2 protein-coding genes are annotated in these 24,752 nt (G+C 60.7%); both read right to left on the reverse strand.

Annotated features, from left to right (window positions below; translation table 11 throughout):
- Positions 1-367 precede the first annotated feature (367 nt).
- Positions 368-901 carry an SEL1-like repeat protein gene (locus CR152_RS24665; RefSeq protein ID WP_099879420.1) on the reverse strand — a complete coding sequence of 178 codons (534 nt, stop codon included), beginning with the start codon at positions 899-901 and terminating at the stop codon, positions 368-370.
- The gene (locus CR152_RS33250; RefSeq protein ID WP_157778719.1) at positions 898-24,327 is read right to left on the reverse strand and encodes a calcium-binding protein; all 23,430 of its coding nucleotides are present in this window, start codon (positions 24,325-24,327) and stop codon (positions 898-900) included. Before CR152_RS33250 ends, CR152_RS24665 begins: the two co-directional genes overlap by 4 nt.
- Positions 24,328-24,752 lie beyond the last annotated feature (425 nt).

The raw sequence follows: 24,752 nt of genomic DNA on the forward strand, positions 1-24,752 counted from the left end.
ATCTAAACAACGCCATGTGGGCCAGGCACACGAGCTCACTACGGCCGCCGGCTTCGCATCACGGAACCTGACCATGTGCCGCGCGATGCCGAGCTCTGGTCCTCTCGGATCAAGTAGCTTTCGCGCTGCCATCCAAGCAGCTAAAAAAGAGCCGCACCTGACACCCCGTTCAGTGAACAGGGATTGGGAGCGGCTTTTTTCATTCAGGTACAGATGCTGATGACGCCATGTCCACATGTCAGACCGGGCACCGATTCAGGCACTCTCGAGCATCGGGCGCTTTTGTATGCGGATTTTCTAACTCACCACACTAGCTTCGAAGAGTGGCCAGCTACGGATGTGTACCTGACCCCACGAGTCTTCACACCTACTTGCCCATCGTTTTTCTACCTATTTCCAACTCTCTGACTTTATTTGCAGCCGGGTAACTTCCATTTTTTGCAGCCGCTTCATACCACTTGAGAGCCTCTTCCTTATTCTGTTGAAAACCGAATTGTCCGTTTTCATAATAGAAAGCAAGGAAAAACTGAGAGGTGGCATGTCCCTCATTTGCAGCAGTCATCAGTTGCTCAACAGCTTCACTCCTTCGGAGCTCAAAAAGTCGAAGATCGTTAGCGATAGTAGAAAAATATAGATACCTTGCTTCTCCCACCCGGAATTCAACCCCCAACTTTCGCAAATAAAATAGCGATTCTTCTACATCGCCACGATTAGAGGCGTCGTCCTGTAGTTTCCAAATCGATTTTACATCTCCACGCCCTGCTGATTCCTTAAGCGAAACAACCTCATCATTTGAAAGCTGCTTACCGCAACAGGATGAAGAAAAAAAATTACCCGAAAAAAACAGAACAGCTAGCCCCAAAATTACAAAAATTGATCCTAATTTCACCAAGCGTTTCATGGCCCTTTAATCTCCTTACCATCCTTGAAATATCGCCAATTTCCGGCCGTATCGAAATCCGGCGTATACCCAAAGACACTCTTCACCTCCTTGTGGTACGGCACATTTTCCTGAATTGGCCCATAAGCAAACAGTTTACCATCCGGTGCTTTTATCGTTACACCTGGATGCGATGCAGAATACTGCATCGCAATTGGATTCGTACCGTGCCCTGCATTGCAAACCCACCAAACAAAATTTTTAATATTTGGTCCAATTTTAGTTGTCGCATCAATATGTTTACTCAATTCGCCTGCGGACATGCTCGCCACCGTCTGTCCATCCGGGGTACCGTGCGCCCAGAGTTCCGCAGTATGCGTTGGCCCGTCACGCAGTCCCGATCCATGTGTAGTGAAAAAATCAGGCAAGCCGGCGAAATCTCTATCAGAAATATACCTAATAACTCTCGCATGTCCTGAGTAATCCTTGCGGATACCCGCGCCGCCATTTTGGCTCTCCACGTTACCCATATTTAGAACAATATTCGCTTGGCTATTTCGAATATTATTGAGGCGAGCATATTCCATCTGCTGATTGATATTCAGGTTAAATCCGTGCCGCTCCAACCTGCCCATTTTCGCTTCCGTATCCTCCAGGTTCAACTGCGCCGAAATTCGACTCGGCCGACCTATAGATGAATTATCGAAATGTCCGGAAGCGTGCTGCCCGTCGGAAGTTGATTTTCCGTCATTACTTAGCCACTTCTGCAGGGGGTACACGATATTTCGATTGACCCATGAGGGCCTTTTACCATTTGTTCCAAAGACCATGCCAGATTCAGTCCGCATTCCTTCTACATATCCGGTTGTATCTGTAGCCGCTTGCGTCTCGTTATTCAACGTTAGGCTACCGTAATCAAGAGATTTCCGCGTGCCGCCTCCGCTCCCGCCGCCAACATCCGCTTGCGGAGCTGCGCTCGGAGAAGAAATACCATTATTAAAAGAAAAATTCTCCGCATCATCAACACCGTGCACATTCAAGAAAGGCAGATCTTGCAGCGCTGGCGGGATTCCCGGAATTGGCGAGCGCATCTGGGAATCAGACAATCCAATCGTTGGGCGCTCCTCAGCCTGCGGCAGCATTACTTCCCGTGATCTTTGCCCCAGCGCATTGCCGAACGAATCCAACGCAATCTGCCCATACTCAACACGGCCTCCGCGTAATGCCGCCGTCGTCACACCGCCCAGAAAACTGCTCAGTGTCCTACTCGCAAGTACACCAATTGGGCTGGAACCCAGATTAATTCCACCAAAGACTTGACCGATGACGGGCCCCATGCCCGCCACGGCAACATTCCGCCACTCAAAGTGCTCCTGCACGTTCGCCTTGACAGCAATAGCTTGGATCGTCGCATTTGCAAGTGCGCTGTTGAACATCCCGTTCGCAAGCGGTTGCGCGGCGCCAAATGGCTGGAAGGCCATTCCCGCGCCAACCGCGCCACCGACAGCGGCCATTCCGACGGCTTTCCAGCTAAATTTCTCCTGCTCGCCAGCCAGCATGCCCGCTACCTGTCCAGCGGCAGAGGCGACCCCTGCGGAAATCGCCGCGATCGCCATTTTCGCCCAAATGGAGGCGCCGGCTGGCATCACATACATCATTACCACCGCCACGATAACGGTGACAATGGCCCCTACCGGCCCGCATTTGGGCGGTGCGCCCGCTGCCGCAGGCATCGTCGGCATGGTCGTACCGATGGCCTCGCTGGCGCTGTACGGCGCAAATGTATCATAGGCGTTGTGCACCGTGTTCACGCGCGCCGGCAATTTCAGCAACTGGTTGGCACTGAGCTTCTCGCCGCCACTCAAACCATTGGCGTCGGCAATCAGGTACCACAGATTCGCATCTCCCCAGACCGTCCTGGCAATCGCCTGCAGGCTTTCACCGTCAACGCGCACGGTGAAGATCGTCGGCGCCGCGATATTCGCGCCCGACGTCGCCGACTCGTACGGATTGGCGAAGCCGTCCGTGCCCACGTTGCGGCCTGTCGTTCCCATCACTTCACCATTGACGATCATCGTGCGCGTGATGCCGCTCGCATCCGTCTTGTACAACACGCGCCCGAGGGCGTCGTTGATGAAGGTACGCGTCAGCGGTTTGTCAGGATCGCTGTTGTCGATGATCTTCTTGACGTTGCCGTTCTGATCGAAGTAACTGACCACGTCTCTGCTGGTGCCGTTGACATACCCCGTCACCAGCGCTTCCTTGTAAGTCTCGAACAATTCGAAGCGCGAGCTGTAATCGGTGTGATTGGCAAACTTCGGCGGAACAACGCTATAGCCGACCAGGTTGCCGGCGCCGTCATAGCCGCCGGCCCCTCCCGAGCGCGGCATGTAATACAGGTCGTCCTTGAACACGCCATCGACCTGACGCGACTTCATGCGGATCACCTGGCCCGACGAGTCGTAGGCGTAGGTGCGCGTTTCCGCCACCAGGCCGAACTGACGCAGCGCTTTTTCGTCCACGCCATTCATCTGGCCGCTGCGAACGATACGCCCGGCACCGTCATAGGTACGGATGTCCGTCATGACGTGATCGCGCTCGACCTCCGATAAGCGCCCGGCTTCATCGTAGGAGAATGTCTCCATCGTCAGCTTCGGGTCGTAGCGATCAGGACCCGAATACATATAGCTGTCGGTGAGACGCCAGCCAGCCAGGTTATACGTCATCACGTGGCCGTTCGGACCCATCAGGGGGTTATTCGGATCGCTTTCGTTGAACTTTCCGTTGGCGACCGTCATCCGGTTCATCACGTCGAACTTGTTGTTGGCATCCACCCGATGGGAATTGCCATAGCCATCAATGGACTTGGTCACCACCCGTGTACGATTGCCGTTCTTGTCATAGGTGATCTCCACGTCGGACTGGCCGTCGGCCACATGGGTCATGCGCCCTTGCTGGTCGTACTCGATGAAGTTGTTCTGCGCCGTGACCGCCACATTCTCGACAATGGCAACCGTGTTCTCGCGCACGTGCTGGCCGACCAGGTTGTAGGCATAGGTGGTCGTCGTTTTCGTGGCCTCGTCGCTAATTTTGGTCAGCAGCCCGCCCTCGTACGTGTAGCGGATATCCTGGCTGCCCAGGCTGGTGGGTGTGCCTACCGTCGTGAAGCGTTCCGTCGACGTTTGCCTGACCAGGCGATTCATGCCGTCGTAGGCGTACGATATGGTCGCCTTGCCCAGGTCGACATGGCTGAGTACCTTGCCGAAGGCGTCAACTTTCCATGTCATCGAGTCGAAATTGCCGTTGTATTCGGCCGTTTTGTGATGGAACGCGTCGTACGCCATGCGCATGATACGCCCCGCCGCACCCGTGACCGGATTGCCGTTGGCATCGGCCAGGTAGCCCTGGCGAGTCCAGACAACGTTGCCTTCCAGATCATACCCGGCCGTGGAGCGCTCGCCAGCCCCGTTCACGCTGGTCACCTTACGACCCAACTCGTCGTAATAATAGGTGTCGACCAGCTTCCTGGTGGTCACCGCGAGATTCATTCCACCGCCGTCCGCGTGATGAAACGCCACGCCAACTTCCACTTCCGCCGTCGAGGTCGACGTCAGGCGGCCCATGCGGTCATACGCATAGGCAGTGGTCGCGCCCTCGGTCTGGGCCATCGACACGCGCTCGCCGAACAGGTTGAATTTGTTGTGCACGCCGCCGTTGTCGGCATGGATCACTTCACCCAGGAAGCCGTTGGTGTCGTACACCATGCGCGTCAAAGCGCGTCTGGCGTCGCGGCTGCCGACGTCGCGGCCGAGCTGGTCGTAATAGCTGCTGACCGTGCCCACGACCTTCAGCGTGCCCCCCACCTCCGTGATGGTGTGCTTGTCGAGCACCTGATTGTTGGCGTTGTAGATGTATTGCATGCTCCAGCGGGTATCGCGCGGGTCGGTAACCGAGACGACATTGCCCCAGCGGTCGACCCGCTGGTAACTGGTCGGGCGCACCACGGTGGCCGCCTTGCCCGTGCTCGACACGCTGACCCGGCCGTTGGCGTCCACGGTAAACGTGCCGCTCTCGTACGGGTGCTGCACCGCGCTATCGATGGCGTCCGAATACAGCGCACGGAAACTGTACGTTCCCGGCGCAATGCCTTTGGTGTCGAACAGGAAGAAGTCGCCCAGCGATGCGGTCTGCGCAAGCACCGTTTCCGTCTCCGCTGCCACCGGCGCTTCCATCTTGTACAGCAGGCGGGTGCTGGCCATGGCCGTCGGCGGCGTCGCCACGCGCAGGAACTGCTGGGTCGTGCCTCGCTCCTGTCCGCTAACCAGGATCCACTCGCCATTGAGCGAACGGGTAAAGATGCGGATATTTTCGACGGGGCCCAGGACGTGACCAGTCCATTTCAGATCGGCCACGCCATCGGCCATCGACTCAGCCGTCACGATCTGTGTGTACGTATGCGGTTGCAGCGCCTCGGCCTTGGTCTCGGCGGCCCGGGTCACTTCCAGATAGTCGACGACGATCATGTAATCCGCCGCCGGGGAACCGGCGGGAAGCGACACGCTGACCTGAAGTTCATTGTGGTAGAGGACCGTGGTGCCATGGGAACCGGTGCCATCATCAGGCCAGTCGGCAAATTCGGCAACCGCTTTGACCGTGTAATCGAGATACTTGACCCCCTCCAGCACCGTCGCCGTGGCCGCACCCGGCACGGTTTGCGCCGAGCCGACTTGTCCGATCACGTGACCCATCATGTCGTAGCGCGTTTCAGCGCGGACGAAGTCGCCGATCGCATCGACCGGATAATACCCGTCGAGCAGCGTCTGCAGGCTTTGCGCGGACGAGAAATTGGCCAGTCTGGTGGCGCCATTCGGCGCCGTGGCGGCGCTCATGATTTGCGCCGTGACCTGCCCCGCAATATTGTGATGGATGACCTTGTCGACCCCATCGCCCGCATTGGTGCGCCATACCTGGCCGCTGGCGTCATAGTCGGCATATTCGAACATCGTTCCGTTATGGCTGCGCGCAGTGAGCTCGCCGAACCCGTTATAGGTGTTCTGCTGATGATTCGCGACCATGGCCTCGTCGGCGACGTCGACCACGGCGGGGTGCGTGACCAGCTGCGTCTGATTAAGCTCGTACTTGAACACCTTGTTGCCCGCGCCATCGACCAGATACACCTTGGCGCTCAGGATATCTCCGATACCGCTCGGATTTTGCCCCGGCGGGTCGGTCCACGTCAGCACGTTGGCGGCGCTGGCATCGGCGATCGAAAAACCCGTACGCCGCACGACTGCGGGATCGGTGATGCCGTCCCTGGTCACGTGCAATTCGGGTTCGAACTCGTCACGCAGGATGCCTTGCCTGGTCCGGTATTCCAGGTCCACGTAAATGGCCACCTTGCCCAGATCGGCAAAGCTCAGCTTGACCTTGTTCTCCCCCGCCCACTCTACCCTGGCCGACTCGGTCGGCGTCATCGACCCCAGCACCTCGGCTTTGGCCGGGTACTCAGGCGACGTTGTCATCGTCCCCGGCGTGACCACGTCAATGACCCGTCCAAGCTTGTCGTAGCTGGTGATCTTGAAGCTGGTCATGACACGGCGCTCGCCCGTCTTGGCCAGGTCGGCCATGGTCGTCACGCCGCGCCACTCCTTGGCCACCCTTCCCGCCAGATCGTAAGAGGTATAGGCGAGCTTGTCCTCCGCATCGCGCGTTTCGATCGCCATGCCGTTGCGGTTGTACTTCGTCACGGTCGTGCGATCACGGTCGGCACCGGTCGCTGGCGGCGGCGGCAAGCCCGTGTCGCCGCTGGCGCCATTGGCGTAATCCGTGCGCACCACCACGTTGCCGTACACATCGCGCTGGAAGCCGACCATCACGATGCTGCCGTTCGGAGTAGCCTTGCGCGTGACAGCAGTCACCCGGCCAACCGTGTCGTAGAAGCTGCGCACTTCGCCGCCAAGCGCATCCGTGCTCAAAATCTGGTTGCCGACCGCATCATACTTAAACGTCGTAACCACGTCCTCGCGCAGGCGCGCACTGTCGGTCAGTACCGGCACCGCGCTGTCGACGATCACGCCGATCCGCTCTTCCGCGATTTTTTGTCCGTTATCGTCGAACTTGATACCGCTGACACGGTCGTTCGCATTCGTACCGACTGCATCGTAGCCATCGTCGCGCCAGCCGTTCTTTTCATCGAGCAAGGTGGCGTATTCGCGAATGCCGACCACGCGCCCTGCGTCGTCATACTGCATTTCGGTCAGGTAACCGCCCACGTCACCGGCCACGCCGCTGACGCCGGCGCGCGAGGCGGCCAGCGACGCTGCCGTATTTGCCGTTGCAAACATGGCCGATTTATTGCCGCGCAGATCGTAGTAATAACGCGTGTCGCTTCCCACCGTGCGCTGCGTCGTCCGGTCGCCGCCATACACGCGCTGACGAATCACTTCACCAAACCGGTTGTAATCGCTGCGCGTGACTTTGCTCATCTCGGCGCCACCGAGCGCGGCGGCCGTGCCCGTGCCCGTGCCCAGCACATCGTAGACAAAGCTGGCCGACTCGACCACGTGCGTGGCATGGCCCAGCGCGTCATACACGGTGCTGATCGCGCGATCGGCCGCGTGCTCGCGCAGGGCGAGCTGTTTCTCGACGCCGGCAATCGTGAAGTCGGCGGCCGGCCGCGTGCCGTTCGGATATAAACCGGCCCCGACCTTGTCCTCGAAGCGCGCAAGGTCCGGTTGGGAGCGGATTCCGTCGATGAAGCTGACAATCACGTCGCCACGGGTGACAGTCTTGTCCTGCATCATCTTCAGATAGAACGTGGTGCCCTCTTCGCCCGGCAGGCGGCCCAGCGTCACCAGATACAGTTGCTTGATGAATTCGCTGTCCGACATCGTGGCGGGATAGAAGCCCTGCGTGCCCAGCGTGTCAAACATCGCCTGCGCTACCGCCGCTTTATTGCCGGCCGGCATTGCCGCGATCCAGTCGGCGAGTTCCGCCGGCTGCGGGGCGCGGCCAAGCATCGTCACCAACAGCTGCGACAGCATGCGTTCCCTTGCCGATGCCGGCTCGGCGAAGCGGGTCAGCCTGGTCACATTGCCGAAGGCATCGAACTCGCGCCCGGTGATGTAGCCGAGCGCGTCGATGTCGTAGCGCACACGGCCGAGTTTGTCGTACACCTTGCGCGTGACGTTGCCCAGGACATCTTCGTTCTTGACCGCATTGCCCAGCGCGTCATAGGTTACCGTGATGGTCGGCGCCGTCGCCGGCGTCGTCTCGACCGGGGCCAGGGACGACACGGAAGGACGCACATCGTTCGCCGCATCGTAGACCGCCACGATCGGCAGGCGGGTTTTCACCTGGCGGCCCACCAGGTCGTACTCGTACGAGGTGGTACGGGCGTAAGCCGGCACATTGGCAGCCTCGGTGCGCGACTTGACCCGGCCAAGGGCATCGTAGGCGATCCGGGTTTCCAGCCGCACGGTCGACGCCGACTGATTATTGTCGACCACGTTAATCGGCGGCGTGCGTTCGACCGCCAGTTGGCCCGCCGCATTGTATTCGTAGTCAGTCACACGGCCGAGCTTGTTCGTATGCTCGATCTTATGACCGAGCGCGTCGTAACGGAAATACTCGGTTTGCTTGAGTCCATCGGTACGCGCAACGGCGTTGCCCTGCGCATCGTACTCGACGCTGTTGATGCGGGCCTCGCCTTGCTGTGCCGCCATCTGCGTGGCCAGTTCCTGTTCCACGCTACTGGCCGGCAAGGTCACCGGCTTCTTGTATTCGATGGTCGTCTTCACGCGTCCCATGGCATCGTAGCGCGATTCGGTAACATAACCGCCGGCATCGATCGCAAAGCGCAATCGCCCTGCCCGGTCGTAGACGAACTGGGCACTGCGATCGAGCACAGGTTCGAGCTTCGGCTCGGCGCCAGGGTCGAGCTTCGGCGTCAGCAGGTCCTGCACATATTTTACCGATGCCCCCACCGGCAAGGTGGCGGCCAGCGGCTTCGCGTAGGCCACCGTGGCAACCAGGTTGCCGAGCGTGTCGTAGCGGTTTTCCGTCACGCCGCCCATCACGTCGATGCCGTACACCACGCGATTGTTCAGGTCATACACCAAGCTGCTGGTATGAATCACCCGCTGCTGGTCGACGAAGGCCGTGGTCTGCTTTTGCACCACATTGCCTTTGGTGTCGTACACGACCTTGCTGACCGCGCCCTCGGCGTTGGTGGTGCTGACCAGACGGTGCAGCGCATCGTAGCCGAACGTGGTGCGGCGGTCGGCCGCGACGTCGAGTTGCGCCTCGTTGAGCCACGTCGCGATCGGCGTGCCCGGCACGCTCTCGGTACGCAGGAAGCTCGCCAGGTCGGTACGCGTCTCCAGCCTTCCCACTTTGTCGTACGTGTTGCGGCTGACCGACCACTGGACGACGCCATCGGCCGCCGGCCCCTGGGCCGTCGCCGTGGCAACGACCCGGTTGGCCTCGTCGTACGCAGAACGCACCACGGCGTCGGCGCGCGTGTGATTGGCCTGCTGGACGGCGGCCAGCAAGGCTTGCGCGGACGGTTCCAGGGCCGTGAGCTGGGTTGCCAGCGCGCGCTCGACGACCACATTGCCGTTGACGTCGTATTCGCGGCTGCTGAGCGACCATACCGGCATGCCGCCGCTGCGCTGCTGGGCGCTGGCGGTCACCGCCAGGCGTCCGGCGGCATCGTAGGCGAAACGGCTTTCCACATCGGCGTCGCTGACCGGCACGCTGTCGATGCTGGCGCCGCTCGCGATCGTGGCCGCGTAGGCCCGGCTCGCGATGACCCGTCCGGCGCTGTCGTACTTCTGGGTAGTGAGCGCCCATTGCTGACTGCTGCCCTTGCCCTTGACCGCGGTGAGCGTCGCGGTAACCAGGCCGCGGCCGTCATAGATAAAGCGCTGCTGCTGGTCGGCGCCGGCCGGATCGGCCACGCTTCCGTTCGCGATGGCCTCGCGGATCTGCGCCGCGCTCCATGCGGTATTGACCGGATTGGCATACTTGATGCGCTCGCTGACATTGCCGTTCGCATCGTAGCTGACGGCGGTCAGGGCACCGATGCCATTGACTTGCGCCACCACCCGTCCGTTCTTGTCGTACACCGTGCGCACCACGCTGTCGCGGCCGGCGTCGATAGCGGTCGACCCGGCCGTGGCCAGAACGTCCTGTTCACGCACCGCGCCAAATTCATCGTAGGCGGTCACGGTGTGGTTGCCCAGCGCATCGGTCTGGTCGACCACCTGGCCGCGCCCGTCGTAGTCGAAGCGCTGGACGCTGTCGGCGGCGCTGCGCAGGCTGTTGAACAGCTTGATGAAGGAGGCAATGTTCTGCCCACCCTGGAGCGACGACAGTTTGTACGGATCGATGGCGAGTGCCAGCTGGAACGATTCGCGCAGCTGGTTCAAGCCGTTGAACAGCTGGCCGCGCACTTCGCCCAGCGCGTTGACGGTGTGGCTGAGACGGCCATCGGCGTCGTAATAGAACAGCGTGCGTCCGCCCAGCGGATCGGTGCTGCTGATCCGGTTGCCCGCGGCATCGTAGCGATGCCTGACGCTGTTCGCGGCCCAGAACGCGTCGAGTTCGGCTGCGCTTTCCTTGCCCGTCAGTTTGGCTACCTGATCGGACGCCAATTCCGCCACCAGCCTGCCGGCGGCGTCGTAACGGCTTTGCGCGGTGCGCCCGGCGGCGTTGCCGGTGGTGCTGGTCGTCGAGATCACGTTGCCGAGACGATCGTACTGGTAGCGCATCACCGTGCCGCCCGGACCGGTAGCCACCTCGACCTGGTTTTTCGGGGTATAGGTATAGCTCCACACGCGGTCGGCCTCGCTCGGGCCTGGCCGCAGGCTGGCCAGTGTCGCGCCGGGCACCAGCTTGACCGCCGTGGCGTAGCGCAAGGTCGTGGCGACATTGCCGTTGTTGTCGTAGCGCGTCTCGGTCAGATATCCTTCGCCGTCGATGGCGCCGGCCAGCTGGCCGCGCGCGTTGTACAGGTAGGCCGTGCCCGATACAAGGCGCAGGCCGGCCGGACGCAAGTCGCTCAGGCTTCCGGCGGCGCGTTTGTCGGCCGGGCTCGGATCCTTGTAGACCAGGGTCTCGCGCAATTGCCCGCCGGCGCTGTAGCGCATTTCGGTCAGGTAGCCTTCGGGGTCGAGCTGGCCGGTCTTGTTGCCGTCGGCATCGTAGAAGAAGCGCGTGATGCGGTCGTCCGCCGAGCTGGTGTCGGTCACGCTGGCCAGTGCGTTGACGCCGGCCAGCTGGCCGACATCGACCGGCGTGCGGCGCGCCACCGCGGCGATCAGGCGTCCGGCGCCGTCGTACGCATTGTGCGTGACGTGGCCGAAGGCGTCGACGGTGTCGAGCAGACGCCCAGCCTTGTCATACACGAGCCAGCTGCTGCGGTCGTACTTGGCGTCGGCTGCCGGAAGTGCGGCATCGCTGCCCGTCGCGCTGCGTTGCAGCGGCAGCTCGCGCACGTCGCCGTTGGCGTCGACTAGGCTGGCCGGATCGATGCGGTTGGCATAGCGCTTGATGCGCGATACCTGGTCGCCGGCATTGTAGAAGAACTCGGTAACACTGCCGTCGGCATCGATCTCGGCCAGCTTGCGCCCGGCAGCATCGTACTGGATGAAGTTGCGCTGGCCTGTCGGGCTCTGCACCATGCGCAGGCGCCCATTGCCGTCATAGGTGTACGATGAGGTTCCGGCAACGCCAGGTCCGTTCATGCTCGACTGGACCAGCTGGCCGCCACGGTCATACACCGACGTGGTGGTGCCGAGGTAATTGGTCACGGTCGTGATGTGGCCGCTGTCGTTATAGGTGCTGAGGGTTTCGTCGCCGGTCCTGGTGTCGCTGGTGCGCAGCAGGCGGCCCAGGCCATCGTAGCTGCGGTTGATCGCGCGGCCATGCGCATCGATCGTCTGCAGCAGCAATCCGGTCTGGTCGTAGGTGGAGTACTCCACGGCTCCTGAGCCGATGCCGGCGCCGGAGGCGTCGAGCGTCTCGTACGTGACCGTCGCCGCCAGCAAGCCGCGGGCGTCGTAGCGGTAGTCGCTCAGCACGGCAGCGGACTGGTCCACCGTGCCGGCCCATTCCTGCATCTGGGCCAGGCCAGGAATGCTCGCTTCGGCCAGTCCAGCCACGTTGTAGGTGGCGCCGGTGTAGACCCGGCGTGAGGCCGGCTCGTCCTTGGCCTTGTTGTCCGCAGCCGTGTTGTAGCGGTACTCGGTGACCCTGCCTTCGGGGCTGAGCTGGAAGCGCACCCTGCCGCTGGCATCGTAGACGTTGCGCGCGGTCAGGGCGCCACCCGGCGCCTGGTTGCCGCTGGCCGGTGTGGTGTAGGTGGTCTCGCTGAGCAACTGGCCGGGCACCGCGCCGAAGGTGCGCACCGTGGTTTGCACGCCGTCCACCTTGCGCGCGGTCTGGTTGCCGTTGCCGTCGTACAGGAACTCGGTCGTCACGCCGCGCGAATCGATGGTCTGGCTGACATTGCCCAGCGCATCGTAAAACACGCGCGTGGTCTGATTGGTGGCCAGATCGGTCACGCTCTCGACCTGGGCGAAGCTGTTGTAGGCGTACTTGACCTTGTGACCGAACGGGTCTTCCGTGATGTTGCCGTCGGCGTTACGGGTGAAGCGCATGGTCCGGTTCAAGCCGTCCGTGGTTGATGCCACCGCATAGCGCCCGCTGACAGGGTCGCGCTTGTAGGTCAGGCTCAGCTTGCTGCCATCTTTCTGGGCAATGCTGGAGATCCGATTGCTGTTGAGCTCGTACTGGTACACCGTCCAGTAGGTGTTGCTGTCGGCGATCATGTTGTCGTCCGGCGTCAGGTCGGTGGTGACCCGGGTCAGGCGATGCAATTCGTCGTAGGCATAGCGCATCCTGGTGCTGGTGCGGGAGGCGCCGTTCAGGGTGTAGTTGCTGCTCGCTTCGACCAGGTCGCCCGCCAGGTAGGTCAATCGCATGTTGTCGCCGTTGGTGGCGCTGATGCGCTCGAGCTGACCGAGCGTGTTGTATGCATAGGTGGTCACGTTACCCTGGAGGTCGCGCGCGGTCATCAGCCTGCCGCCATTGGCCCCGGAGTAGGTTTCCACGATACCGCTGGCGCCATCGGTCCAGGTCCATACCTTGGCGGTGGCGTCGTAGGCGAGCGTGTCGTAGCCGCCCTGGCCGTCGACGCTGCGGTAGAGCGATCCGCCGACCAATACATAGACGCTTTCGGAGCCGTCGCCGTTCAGGCGCACCGGTACCCCGCCCGGGGTGGCGGTGCGCACGCTGCGGCCGACGCCGAATTCCCATGGATTGGCGTTGGTGCTGTAGGAATTGTAGGTGCGCACCAGGCCCATATCGAGGCCGGTCGATTTCAGGCTGTCGTCGATGTCTTGCACGACCACGTTGCCGTTGATTGTGTTCAGACTGATCCGCTCACCGGACGCGCCGATGGCGCTGCCGCCTACCGTGATCTGGCCCAGGTTGGCTGCGTCGGTATTTTCCAGTCCCACCTGGCCCTGCTGGCGCATCGCGAGCTGATGGACCTGTTCCATGCTCAGCGTCGGACTGCCCGAGCCGAACGCAAAGAATTCGATTCTGCAATTCGGATTGCTGAACCAATTCTCAATCGTGATCTGGTCCGTCGTCCTTACGCCGTTCGCGTCACGCAAGGTGATGCGCAGGTGCTCGCCCACCTTCTCGGCGATCAGATCAGCCGCGCTGATCTTGGCGCCAAAGCTGATCGTGTCCTTCCGGATCCCGTCGGCGTTGCCGTAGTCGAGGATCGTATCGTGCCCGTCGCCGCGCTCGAACAGGTACCTGTCCTGGCTGCCGCCGCTGACGATGCGGTCGTTGCCGGTGCCGGCCCGGATCACATTGCCCCAGGACAGCGGGCTGACCTCGATAGTGTCGTTGCCCGCGCCACCAATCAGGGTGTTGCCGCCCGTACCCTGGTCGATGATGGTGTCGTCGCCCGCGCCGCCATCGATCGTGTCGCTGCCGCCGGCATCGGTGATGGTGTCGGCGCCGCTGGAACCGAAGGTTGCGTTGTCGGTGTTGTCGTTCGTATACGGGCCTGACAGGGCGAACTGGGCCTTGCCGATCATGCTGCCGTCATCGAACCAGAACTGTTCGATCTGGCAGCGCGACGAACCGTTCGTTTCAGCCGGGAACCAGTTGGAAATGACGATCTGATCGTTACGACTGGCGTTCAGGGGGTCGAGAATGGCAATCACGAGATCATAGCCGCTGCGCGTCACGTTCAGATTGGCGCGGGTGATCCCCGGGCCGAAGATGACGCGGTCGGTCGTTCCGTAGCCGTTGTCATTGTCGTAGATGGTGTCAACCCCATCGCCGCGGTTGAAACGATAGGTGTCGCTGCTGGCGCCTGCGTAGATGTAGTCCTGGCCAATGCCGCCAGCGAAAGTGTTGACAGCCCCCAACGCCCCGGAACCGCCGGTCTGCCCCTGGATCACATCGCTCCCGGCCCCGCCGTCGATCGTGTTGTTCGCGGTGTCCGTGTAGCGCACGAGATCGTCGCCAGCGCCGGCACTGACGTTGCCACCGGTGCTCGGCAGGATGATGGTATCGGCGCCAATGCCGCCGCTGATGAGGTTACCCATGCGCGTGATCTGGGCGGCGCTGGTGCTGCTGCCGTCCATGAAGTCGAAGCTCTCGATCTGGTTCTTGCCGTTGGCCAGCGAGACAAACCAGTCTTCCACGACGAGCTGGTCGTTCGCCGCCGCATTGGCCGGATCGGTGACCAGGACCACCAGGTCGTTGCCGGAACGGCTGAACTTCAGATGGCTGAGTGTGATGCCGGCACCGAACACCACACGATCGGCTGCGCCGCTGGCCACGTCCGCATCGATAATCCGGTCCTGGCCGTCGCCCCGGTTGAACAGATAGCTGTCGGCGCTGCCGCCGCCGATCAGGCGGTCGTTGCCCTTGCCGCCGGCGAGCGTGTTCGCTGCCGCCGAGGTGGCGGCCCTGGCATCGATCACGTCGCTGCCAGTGCCAGCGTCGACAAGATGGTTCTCGCCGCCTTTGATCGTGATGACGTCATTGCCCGCCCTGGCAATGATATGGTTGTCGAAGCCGGCCGGCACCAGCGCGGTGTCGTCGCCGTCGGAGCCGTAGGTGATGCGGCTGAGCCGATCGAGATCGTCCCTGTCCCAGATAATGCCGTTGCTGAAGTGGACTTCCTCAATCTTGTTGTCGCTTGAGGAACTGTAGTGGCTGGCGATGGTCAGTACGTCGGACGCCCCGTATTGCAGCACCAGATCGGTACCCACGCGCTTGATGGACATCACATCGGCCGGCGTGACGTCGGCGAAGCGGATCTTGTCTGTCGTGCCCAGCGCACCGCCATCGATGACGCGGTCCATGCCGTCGCCCTTCGAGAAAATATAGGTATCGCTGCCGGCGCCGCCGTTCAGGCTATCGTTGCCGATACCGCCGATGAGGGTGTCATTGCCCTGGTTGCCATCGATAACGTCGTCGTCCTCCATGCCGTACAGCTCGTCGTTGCCGACCATGCCTTGCACGGTGTCGTTGCCGCCACCGCCATAGATCACATCGTCCTCACCGCCGCCCGCCACGCTATCGTCACCGGCGCCGGAGAGGATGCGGTTGGCTTCATCGCTGACACCGGTGATCGCATCCTTGCCGTCCGTGCCGTAGGTCATGACGCGCTTGCTGATCTCGGCGCTGTCCCAGGTCACGCCATCGCTGAACCTGATCTGGTCGAGCTTCTGCGTGTTTGCATAGGAGGTAACGGAATGGAAATGGTTGAGCACGATCGCTTCGTCGTTGACGCCATATTTCAGCACCAGGTCATAACCGACGCGCTGGATCGAGCGCAGTTCGTTGGACTTGACGTCGGTAAACGCAATCGTCTCGCTCTCGTTTTCGGACCAGTGGTTGGCCGTGATCCGGTCGATCCCGTCGCCCCTGGACAAGACGTAGGTATCGCTGTTGATCCCGCCGTCCAGGCTATCGTTGCCGGTGCCGCCGATGAGCGTGTCATTGCCCGCTCCGCCCGCCACGGTATCGTTGCCGGCGCCGCTACTGATCTCGTCGCTGCGCGCGCCTCCCTGGAGCGCATCGTTACCGTCTCCGGTAACGATGCGGTTTGTCGCGTTGTCGTAACCGGCGATCGTATCGTTGCCCAGGGTGCCCGGGGTGACCGCCTTGTTGTCGATCATGTCGCGGTTCCAGGTCACGCCATCACTGAACCTGATCTGATCGAGCTTCTGGGCATTTGCGTACGAGACGACGGAATGGAAATGGTTCAGCACGACCGCTTCGTCGCTGACGCCATATTTCAGTACCAGATCGTAGCCGATGCGTTCGATCGCCCGCAGCTCGCTTGACTTGACGTCCAGGAACTCGATGGTATCGATCTCGTTGCTCGACCAATGCTCGGCCGTGATGCGATCGACGCCATCGCCTTTGGACAGGACGAAGGTATCGCTGCCCCGGCCACCGAGCAGGCTATCGTTGCCGATGCCGCCGATCAGGGTGTCGTTGCCTTCGTCGCCGCCGACGGTATCGTCACCGGCGCCGCCCATGACCCGGTCGTCGCCGGCATTGGCCGATAAGGCATCGTTATCGAGGCCGCCGTCGAGCACGTCGTTACGGATGCCGCCACCGACCGTGTCGTTTCCGGCACCGCTATCGACGTGATTGCTGGCGTCGTCGTACCCGCTGATCGCATCGGCTTTATCGGAGCCATGGTTGATCGCCATCGCGCCCATCTTGGCAATGTCCCAGATCACGTCGTCGCTGAACATGATCCGGTCGATCTTGGAGGTTGCCGCCGCGCTGGCCACCGAGTGGTAATGGTCGGCGATAAGCACTTCGTCGCTGATCCCGTACTTCAGCACCAGGTCGTATCCGACGCGCTCGATGGCGCGCAATTGGGTCGATCCGACGTCGGAAAAGCGGATCGTGTCCATGGCGGCGGTGTTATCGACCGCATCGATGCGGTCGATGCCGTCCCCGATGGCAAAGACATAGGTATCGTTACCGGCTCCGCCCTTCAGAGTATCGTTGCCGATACCCCCGGCCAGGGTGTCATTTCCATCACCACCGGCGATGCTGTCATTGCCGCTTCCACCCAGCACGCTATCGTTCCCGCCGGCGCCGGACAGCGTGTCGTTACCCTCGCCTCCCTGGATCACATCGTTCAATGCGCCGCCGGTGACATTGTCATCGCCGCCGAGCGCGTCGATACGGTTGCCGCCATCGTCATAGCCGGTAATCGTATTATTTTCGGCTGTGCCATACGTCATGACCAGATCGCGGATCATCGATGTATCCCACGTCACGCCGTCGCTGAATTTGATCTGGTCGATTGCGTAACTACGGCTGGTGCCATAGAAGTGCTCGAGGATGGTCACCTGGTCGCTGATGCCGTACTTCACTACCAGATCATTGCCGTTGCGCTCTAGCGAGCGCAGACCGGTCGATTTCACATCGGTAAATTCAATCGCATCGATTTCCTGCGCAGTCGAGTTGGCAAGATAGATCTGGTCGACGCCATCGCCTGTCGTCAGCCTGAAGATCTCGTTGCCGCCGTCGCCATTGAGCCGGTCGTTTCCAAGCCCGCCAATCAGCAAATCGTTGCCGCGCCCGCCTTGCAGTGTATCGTTGCCTTCGCCGCCTTTGAGTACATCGTTCAGTGCGCCGCCCGTGACGTTGTCGTCCCCGCCGAGCGCATCGATACGGTTGCGTCCATCGTCATATCCGGTGATCGAATTATTCGCGGCGGTGCCATACGTCATGACCACATCGCGAATCATCGCTCTATCCCACGTTACGCCGTCACTGAATTTGATCAGGTCGATTTCGTAGGTGCCGCTGCCATAGAAGTATTCGTACACCGTCAGCTGGTCGCTAATGCCGTAGTTCAATATCAGGTCGCTGCCGATTCGCACGATCGAGCGCAGTTCGGTGGACTTGACGTCGGTAAATTCAATCGTATCCGTTTCATCTTTACCAGAACCGCTGAGATTGATCCAGTCGATGCCATCCCCTTTGGACAGCCTGAAGATTTCCTTTCCCGCGTCGCCGTGGAGCGTGTCGTTGCCGGTTCCACCAATCAACAGATCGTCGCCGTCTGCCCCCTTCAGCGTGTCATTGCCGGCGCCGCCTTTGAGTTCATCGTTGAACGCTGCGCCTGTAATGTTATCGTTGCCGCCGAATCCATCGATCCGGTTGCGGCCGTGGACGTGCCCGTTCAGCACATCGTCACCCTCCGTCCCGGGTGTCCATACAACATCGAGGATTTTCTCCCGGTCCCACATGACCCCATCGCTGAATTTGATCTGATCGATCGCGTAGGAGCCGGTGCTGCCATAGAAGAATTCGTACACCGTCACCTGGTCGCTAATGCCATAGTTCAACACCAGGTTGCCGCCGATTCGCAAAACCGAGCGCAGTTCGGTGGAGTTGACGTCGGTAAATTCAATCGTATCCGTTTCCTTTTCACCAGAACCGCTGAGATTGATCCAGTCGATGCCATCCCCTTTTGACAGCCTGAAGATTTCCTTTCCCGCATCGCCGTTGAGCGTGTCGTTGCCAGTTCCACCAATCAACAGATCGTCGCCGTCCGAACCCTTCAGCGTGTCATTGCCGGAGCCGCCTTTGAGTTCATCGTTGAACGCTGCGCCTGTCAGGTTATCGTTGCCGCCGAATCCATCGATCCGGTTGCGGCCGTGGACGTGCCCGTTCAGCACATCGTCACCCTCCGTCCCGGGTGTCCATACAACATCGAGGATTTTCTCCCGGTCCCACATGACCCCATCGCTGAATTTGATCTGGTCGATCGCGTAGGAGCCGGTGTCGCCATAGAAGAATTCGTACACCGTCAGCTGGTCGCTAATGCCGTATTTCAGCACCAAGTTGTTGCCGATTCGCACGAACGAGTGCAGTTCGGTGAACTTGACGTCGGTAAATTCAATCGTGTCCGTTTCCACCGCACTGGTACCGGCAAGATTGATCCAATCGACGCCATCCCCCTTGGACAGCCTGAAGACTTCCTTTCCAGCGTCGCCTGTCAGGGTGTCGTTGCCGGTTCCCCCGATCAGCAAATCGTCGCCGCCCAAACCTTGCAGGGTGTCATCGCCGGCGCTGCCTTTGAGTTCATCGCCCAGCGCGCCGCCGGAGATGTTATCGTTGCCGCCGAGTCCATCGATCCGGTTGCGGCCATCGTTATAGCCAGTCAGCGAGTCGGCAAGCTCCGTGCCGGGGGTTGCCACGACAGCGAGAATTTTCTCCCTGTCCCACGTGATGCCATCGCTGAATTTGATCTGGTCGATCGCATAGGAGCGGGTGTTGCCGTAGAAGAATTCGTACACCGTCAGCTGGTCGCTAATGCCGTAGTTCAACACCAAGTTCTTACCAATGCGTTCAATCGAGCGCAGTTCGGTGGACGTGACGTCGGTAAATTCAATCGTATCCGTTTCCACCTCACTGGTGCCGGCAAGATTCATCCAATCGACGCCATCCCCCTTGGACAGTCTGAAGACTTCCTTTCCAGCGTCGCCGGTCAGGGTGTCGTTGCCGGTTCCCCCGATCAACAGATCGTCGCCGTCCCCACCCTCCAGCACGTCATTGCCGGTTCCGCCAATCAACAGATCGACGCCGCCCGCACCTCGCAGCGTGTCATCGCCGACGCTGCCGTTGAGTTCATCGTCGAGCGCACCGCCCGTGATGTTATCGTTGCCCCCGAGCCCATCGATCCGGTTGCGCCCGTCGTTATATCCGGTGATCGAATCGCCGCCCGCGGTGCCGAGGGTCGCCACGGCAGCAAGAATTTTTGCCTTGTCCCAGATGACGCCATCGCTGAATTTGATCTGGTCGATCGCGTAAGTGCCGGTGCTGCCATAGAAGAATTCGTACACCGTCAGTTGATCGCTAATGCCGTAGTTCAACACTAGGTCGCCGCCGATTCGCACAATCGAGCGCAGTTCGGTCGACGTGACGTCGGTAAATTCAATCGTCTCCGTTTCAGTCGCGCCAGTGCCGCCGAGATTGACCCAGTCGATGCCATCCCCTTTGGAGAGCCTGAAGATTTCCTTTCCCGCGTCGCCGTAGAGCGTGTCGTTGCCGGTTCCACCAATCAACAGATCATCGCCGCCCGAACCCTGGAGCGTGTCATTGCCAGCGCTACCTTTGAGTTCATCGTCGAGCGCGCCACCCGTGATGTTATCGTTCCCGCCGAGCCCATCGATCCGGTTGCGCCCGTCGTTGTATCCGGTGATCGAATCGCCGCCCGCTGTGCCGCGGGTCGCCACGACAGCAAGAATTTGCGCCTTGTCCCAGATCACGCCATCGCTGAATTTGATCTGGTCGATCGCGTAAGTGGCGCTGGTGCCATAGAAGTGGTCGTACACCGTCAGTTGATCGCTGATGCCATAGTTCAACACCAAGTTGTTACCGATTCGTTCGATCGAGCGCAGTTCGGTCGACGTGACGTCGGTAAATTCAATGGTCTCCGTTTCATCGGTGCCGCTGAGCGTGATCTGGTCGATGCCGTCCCCCTTGGACAGCCTGTAGATGTCATTGCCGACACCGCCGTAGAGGAAATCGTTGCCGATCCCGCCAATTAACAGATCACTGCCCGCACCACCCTGCAGCGTGTCGTTACCGGCGCTACCTTTGAGTTCATCATCGAGTGCGCCGCCTGTGACGTTATCGTTGCCCTCGAGCGCATCGATCCGGTTGCGTCCATCGCTGTAGCCAGTGAGGGAATCGGCACCCGCCGTGCCGCGAGTTGCCACAACAGCAAGAATTTTCGCCTTGTCCCAGATCACGCCATCGCTGAATTTGATCTGGTCGATCGCGTACGTGGCGCTGGTGCCACTGAAGTGGTCGTTCACCGTCAGCTGATCGCTGATGCCATAGCTCAACACCAGGTTGTTACCGATGCGTTCAATCGAGCGCAGCTCCGTCGACATGACGTCGGTAAATTCAATCGTCTCCGTTTCATCAGTGCCGCTGAGAGTGATCTGGTCGATGCCGTCCCCCTTGGACAGCCTGTAGATGTCATTGCCGGCACCGCCGTAGAGGAAATCGTTGCCGATCCCGCCAATTAACAGATCGCTGCCCGTCCCACCGGACAGCGTGTCGTTACCGGCGCTACCTTTGAGTTCATCATCGAGTGCGCCGCCTGTGACGTTATCGTTGCCCTCGAGCGCATCGATCCGGTTGCGTCCATCGCTGTAGCCAGTCAGGGAATCGGCACCCGCCGTGCCGCGGGTCGCCACAACAGCAAGAATTTTCGCCTTGTCCCAGATGACGCCATCGTTGAATTTGATCTGGTCGATCGCGTAAGTGGCGCTGGTGCCACTGAAGTGGTCGTACACCGTCAGCTGATCGCTGATGCCATAGCTCAACACCAGGTTGTTACCGATGCGTTCAATCGAGCGCAGCTCCGTCGACGTGACGTCGGTAAATTCAATCGTCTCCGTTTCATCAGTGCCGCTGAGAGTGATCTGGTCGATGCCGTCCCCCTTGGACAGCCTGTAGATGTCATTGCCGGCACCGCCGTAGAGAGAATCGTTGCCGATCCCGCCAATCAGCAGATCGCTGCCCGCCCCACCCAGCAGCGTGTCGTTACCGGCGCTACCTTTGAGTTCATCATCGAGTGCGCCGCCTGTGACGTTATCGTTGCCCTCGAGCGCATCGATACGGTTACGCCCATCGTTATATCCCGTCAGCGAATCGGCGAGCGCCGTGCCGAGCGTCGCTACGACATCAAGAATGGCTGCCTTTTCCCATACGACGCCGTCGCTGAACTCGATCTGCTCCATCATGTAGGAGCCGGAGCTCCCGGAAAAGTGCTCGATAACAGTAATTTGATCGCTGACGCCGTAGTTGACGACCAGATTGAGTCCGCGTCGTTCGATCGATCGCACTTCGGTGGCGGTGACATCGGTAAATTTGATCTTGTTGATTACCGATGAATGACTTGCAAGCTGAATCTGGTCGATCCCGTCGCCCTTGGAAAACACATAGACATCGCTGCCGCCCAGCCCGCTCATAGTATCGTTACCCAAACCACCGACCAGCGTGTCGTTGCCGGCAGTACCCTTGAGCGTGTCATTGCTTGCCGCTGACGCCGTCGCGTTTGCCGTGGTCACCGTCATCATGCGGCGCTGCGCAGATTCCCGGACCACGACTTCAGGTTCCATCGCGCTGGCCTGCGCGATGACCATGACGCTATCGCTCCCTTCCGCGTCGTGAAGGAACAGCGCCGTTTGCTCGCCATCGGCCGATGCCAGCATGCGTCCCTTGTCGTCGTACGTCATGTCGGTCGCACCGGTTGCCGCATCGATGGCCTGAACCAGTTGCCCGGCCTGATCATGCACATAGTGCACGCGCTGGCTCTCGACGACCGCACCGGATGCCTGCGGCGCGCCGGTCATCGATGCCAGCAAGCCGCGCTGGTCATAGCCGAGCGTCGTGACCGCGACCGGCTCGCCATCGCTGCCGGAACTGGCCAGCCATGCCAGCATCTCCGCTTCCTGCACGGTCTTGCGGATACTGAAATGATCGATCTCGATGGTGTTGGTCGATCCCGGCGTGCCGGCCGCTGCGCCTGGTCCCCAGTAGGTGGCGGCGCTCAAGCGCACCGCGTCGACAAGGCCGAACTGCTGGCTCACCATGAAGGCGTCCGCGCGCGCGCTGCCCTTCTGGTACACGGCCAGCTGCGCCGCGCCGTCGGCGCTGGTATCGAATTCGAGAACGTAGGTCGTTTCCGGCAAGGCACGGCCCAGCACTTGAAAACGCATGGCGGCGCCAGTGCCGACCTGGCAAGTGATGCGGTCACCATCGAAACTCACGCGCAGGCGGCGCGCATCGGCCGCACCCCAGGTGCCGGCATCGATACCGGTGTTGAGCATGTCCTGGCTCAGCAAGGCTGGCGTGGTCACTTCGAAGCGCCAGCTGGTTCCCATCGGGCGCGCGATATCCTCAATCACCGGGCTGGCCTGGTCGGCCTGGCTGCCGGAGGTCAGGCGCAACGTGCCATCCTTGACGTCGGCCTGCGGCGGGAGCGTCAACCCATGTGCGCCTTGCGTGAAGTCCAGCATGGAAAACGGCAGCGCGAATCGCGCGCCATCGTAGCGCAGCGCCGCCTCGCGCCGTTCTGCGCTGTCGTAGCGATACTGCTCGACAACACCCTGCGAATCAACCGCAAAACGCAGTTGCTTCGCCCGGTTGTAGACAAACAAGCTGGTCGCGGCCTGCGCACTATCCGGCGTGATCTTGGTTTCAGCCACAAGCTCGTTACTACCCGATGCAAAGTCGCGCAATACGCGCAACGATCCCTGCGCGTCGCGCTCGCGCACGCAATTGCCGTTGGCGTCGTAGTCGTAATAGGTCGCGACACCGGCGGCGTCGTCGCTACGCGCCAGGCGGCCGGCGGCATCGTACGCATAGCGCGTTTGCGCGCCCAGGGAATCGGTGACGATGGTCGTCCCGGCCACAGCATAGTCGAACGCGGTGACGCCGCCATGCTGGTCGGTGAAGGTCGCCAGTTTCCAGCCGCCGTCGTGCAGGCTATATGTAAACGACAGCACGCTGCCATCCGAGCGGGTAGTGCTTGCCACGCGCGCGCTGGCGCCGTCATGGGTGTAGCTGGTGGTATAAACATTGCCATCGGTGGCGCCAGCGGACGTTGGCGCAACCGTGGTGGCGACCTGCACCAACCGCTGCTGGGTGTCATAGGCGTAGTGGACCGATAGCGCATCGTGCGTTGCGCCGGCTGGCACGGAGCGCAGGGTTTCCACATTGCCGTGTACGTCGTATGCAAGATGGGTCGCATCGCCGCCGGCACTGGCGATCTGGTCGACCAGTCCGGCTGCATTGTAGCTGTAGCGCAATTGCGCGCCACTGGCGTCGCCCGCTTCCGCGATGCGGCCATAGGCCGCGCTGTCGTACAGTTCGTAGACACCGCCGTCCGCGCGACGCTCATCGCGCCAGAGCCACTGACCGCTGCTGTTCATGGACAGCGACTGGGCCGGATTGGCGGAATCGGTGGAGACGTACCGGCCGAGTTCGCTATCGAACTGGAACACGGTGACGTTCGCGTGCTCGTCGACCCGGCCGAGGGTCGCCGGACGGCCGTCCGGTGCGGTGGCGAGGAGACGAACTTGCTTTACCAGGCCAAGCTTCCACTGCTGACCAGGGGTAGCATCGCTCAAGTCGCCTTGGGAGTTGTATGTACGGTAAAGACTTGCATCGATCATGCTCGCAGTAACCAAATCGTCGCGACGGTCCAGCAACAAGCCGCCTTTGGACAGATTCAGGAGCGCCGTCTCCTTGCCGCTGGCGGCAGCCAGTTTACCATCGGTGCCGCTGCGGGCCGCAGCCATTGCCGACAGATTTAACAAACCAAAACCACTACCGCTTACATTCGTAACCATTCGATTCCTTGAAATTCATGTTGGACGTGCCAATACCGTTTAGTGCAGTGCGTCGGGACATGGTCCCTGCGCTCTTGCTTCCTTAAACAAGGTATCCAACGATTTCCGGAAAAGTTTAGTAATTTCCAAACTATTTTTTATTGCAATCTTTTTAGGCAAATCACGGCCGAGACTGCCGACAAAATTGCCAATTTGTAAATTTTTAGCGCAATGAATGGGTGAGGGAATTGCCGAGCAACGGCGTGTCGGTCATAACCGGGCCAAGCAATGCCTACGGATGTGATGAAATTAACAGGCTAAAAAACGATATGGCCCGCATTGCGCAGCTTCAGCGCCCCCGCGCCAAACGGTGGGCAAGCGCCATGAGTGGTAACACAGCGCTTGCAATAGCCTGAGCTAAAACGCGCGATGCGCCGGCTGTAGCC

The organism is Massilia violaceinigra (assembly GCF_002752675.1).
GTDB classification, from domain to species: Bacteria; Pseudomonadota; Gammaproteobacteria; order Burkholderiales; family Burkholderiaceae_D; genus Telluria_A; species Telluria_A violaceinigra.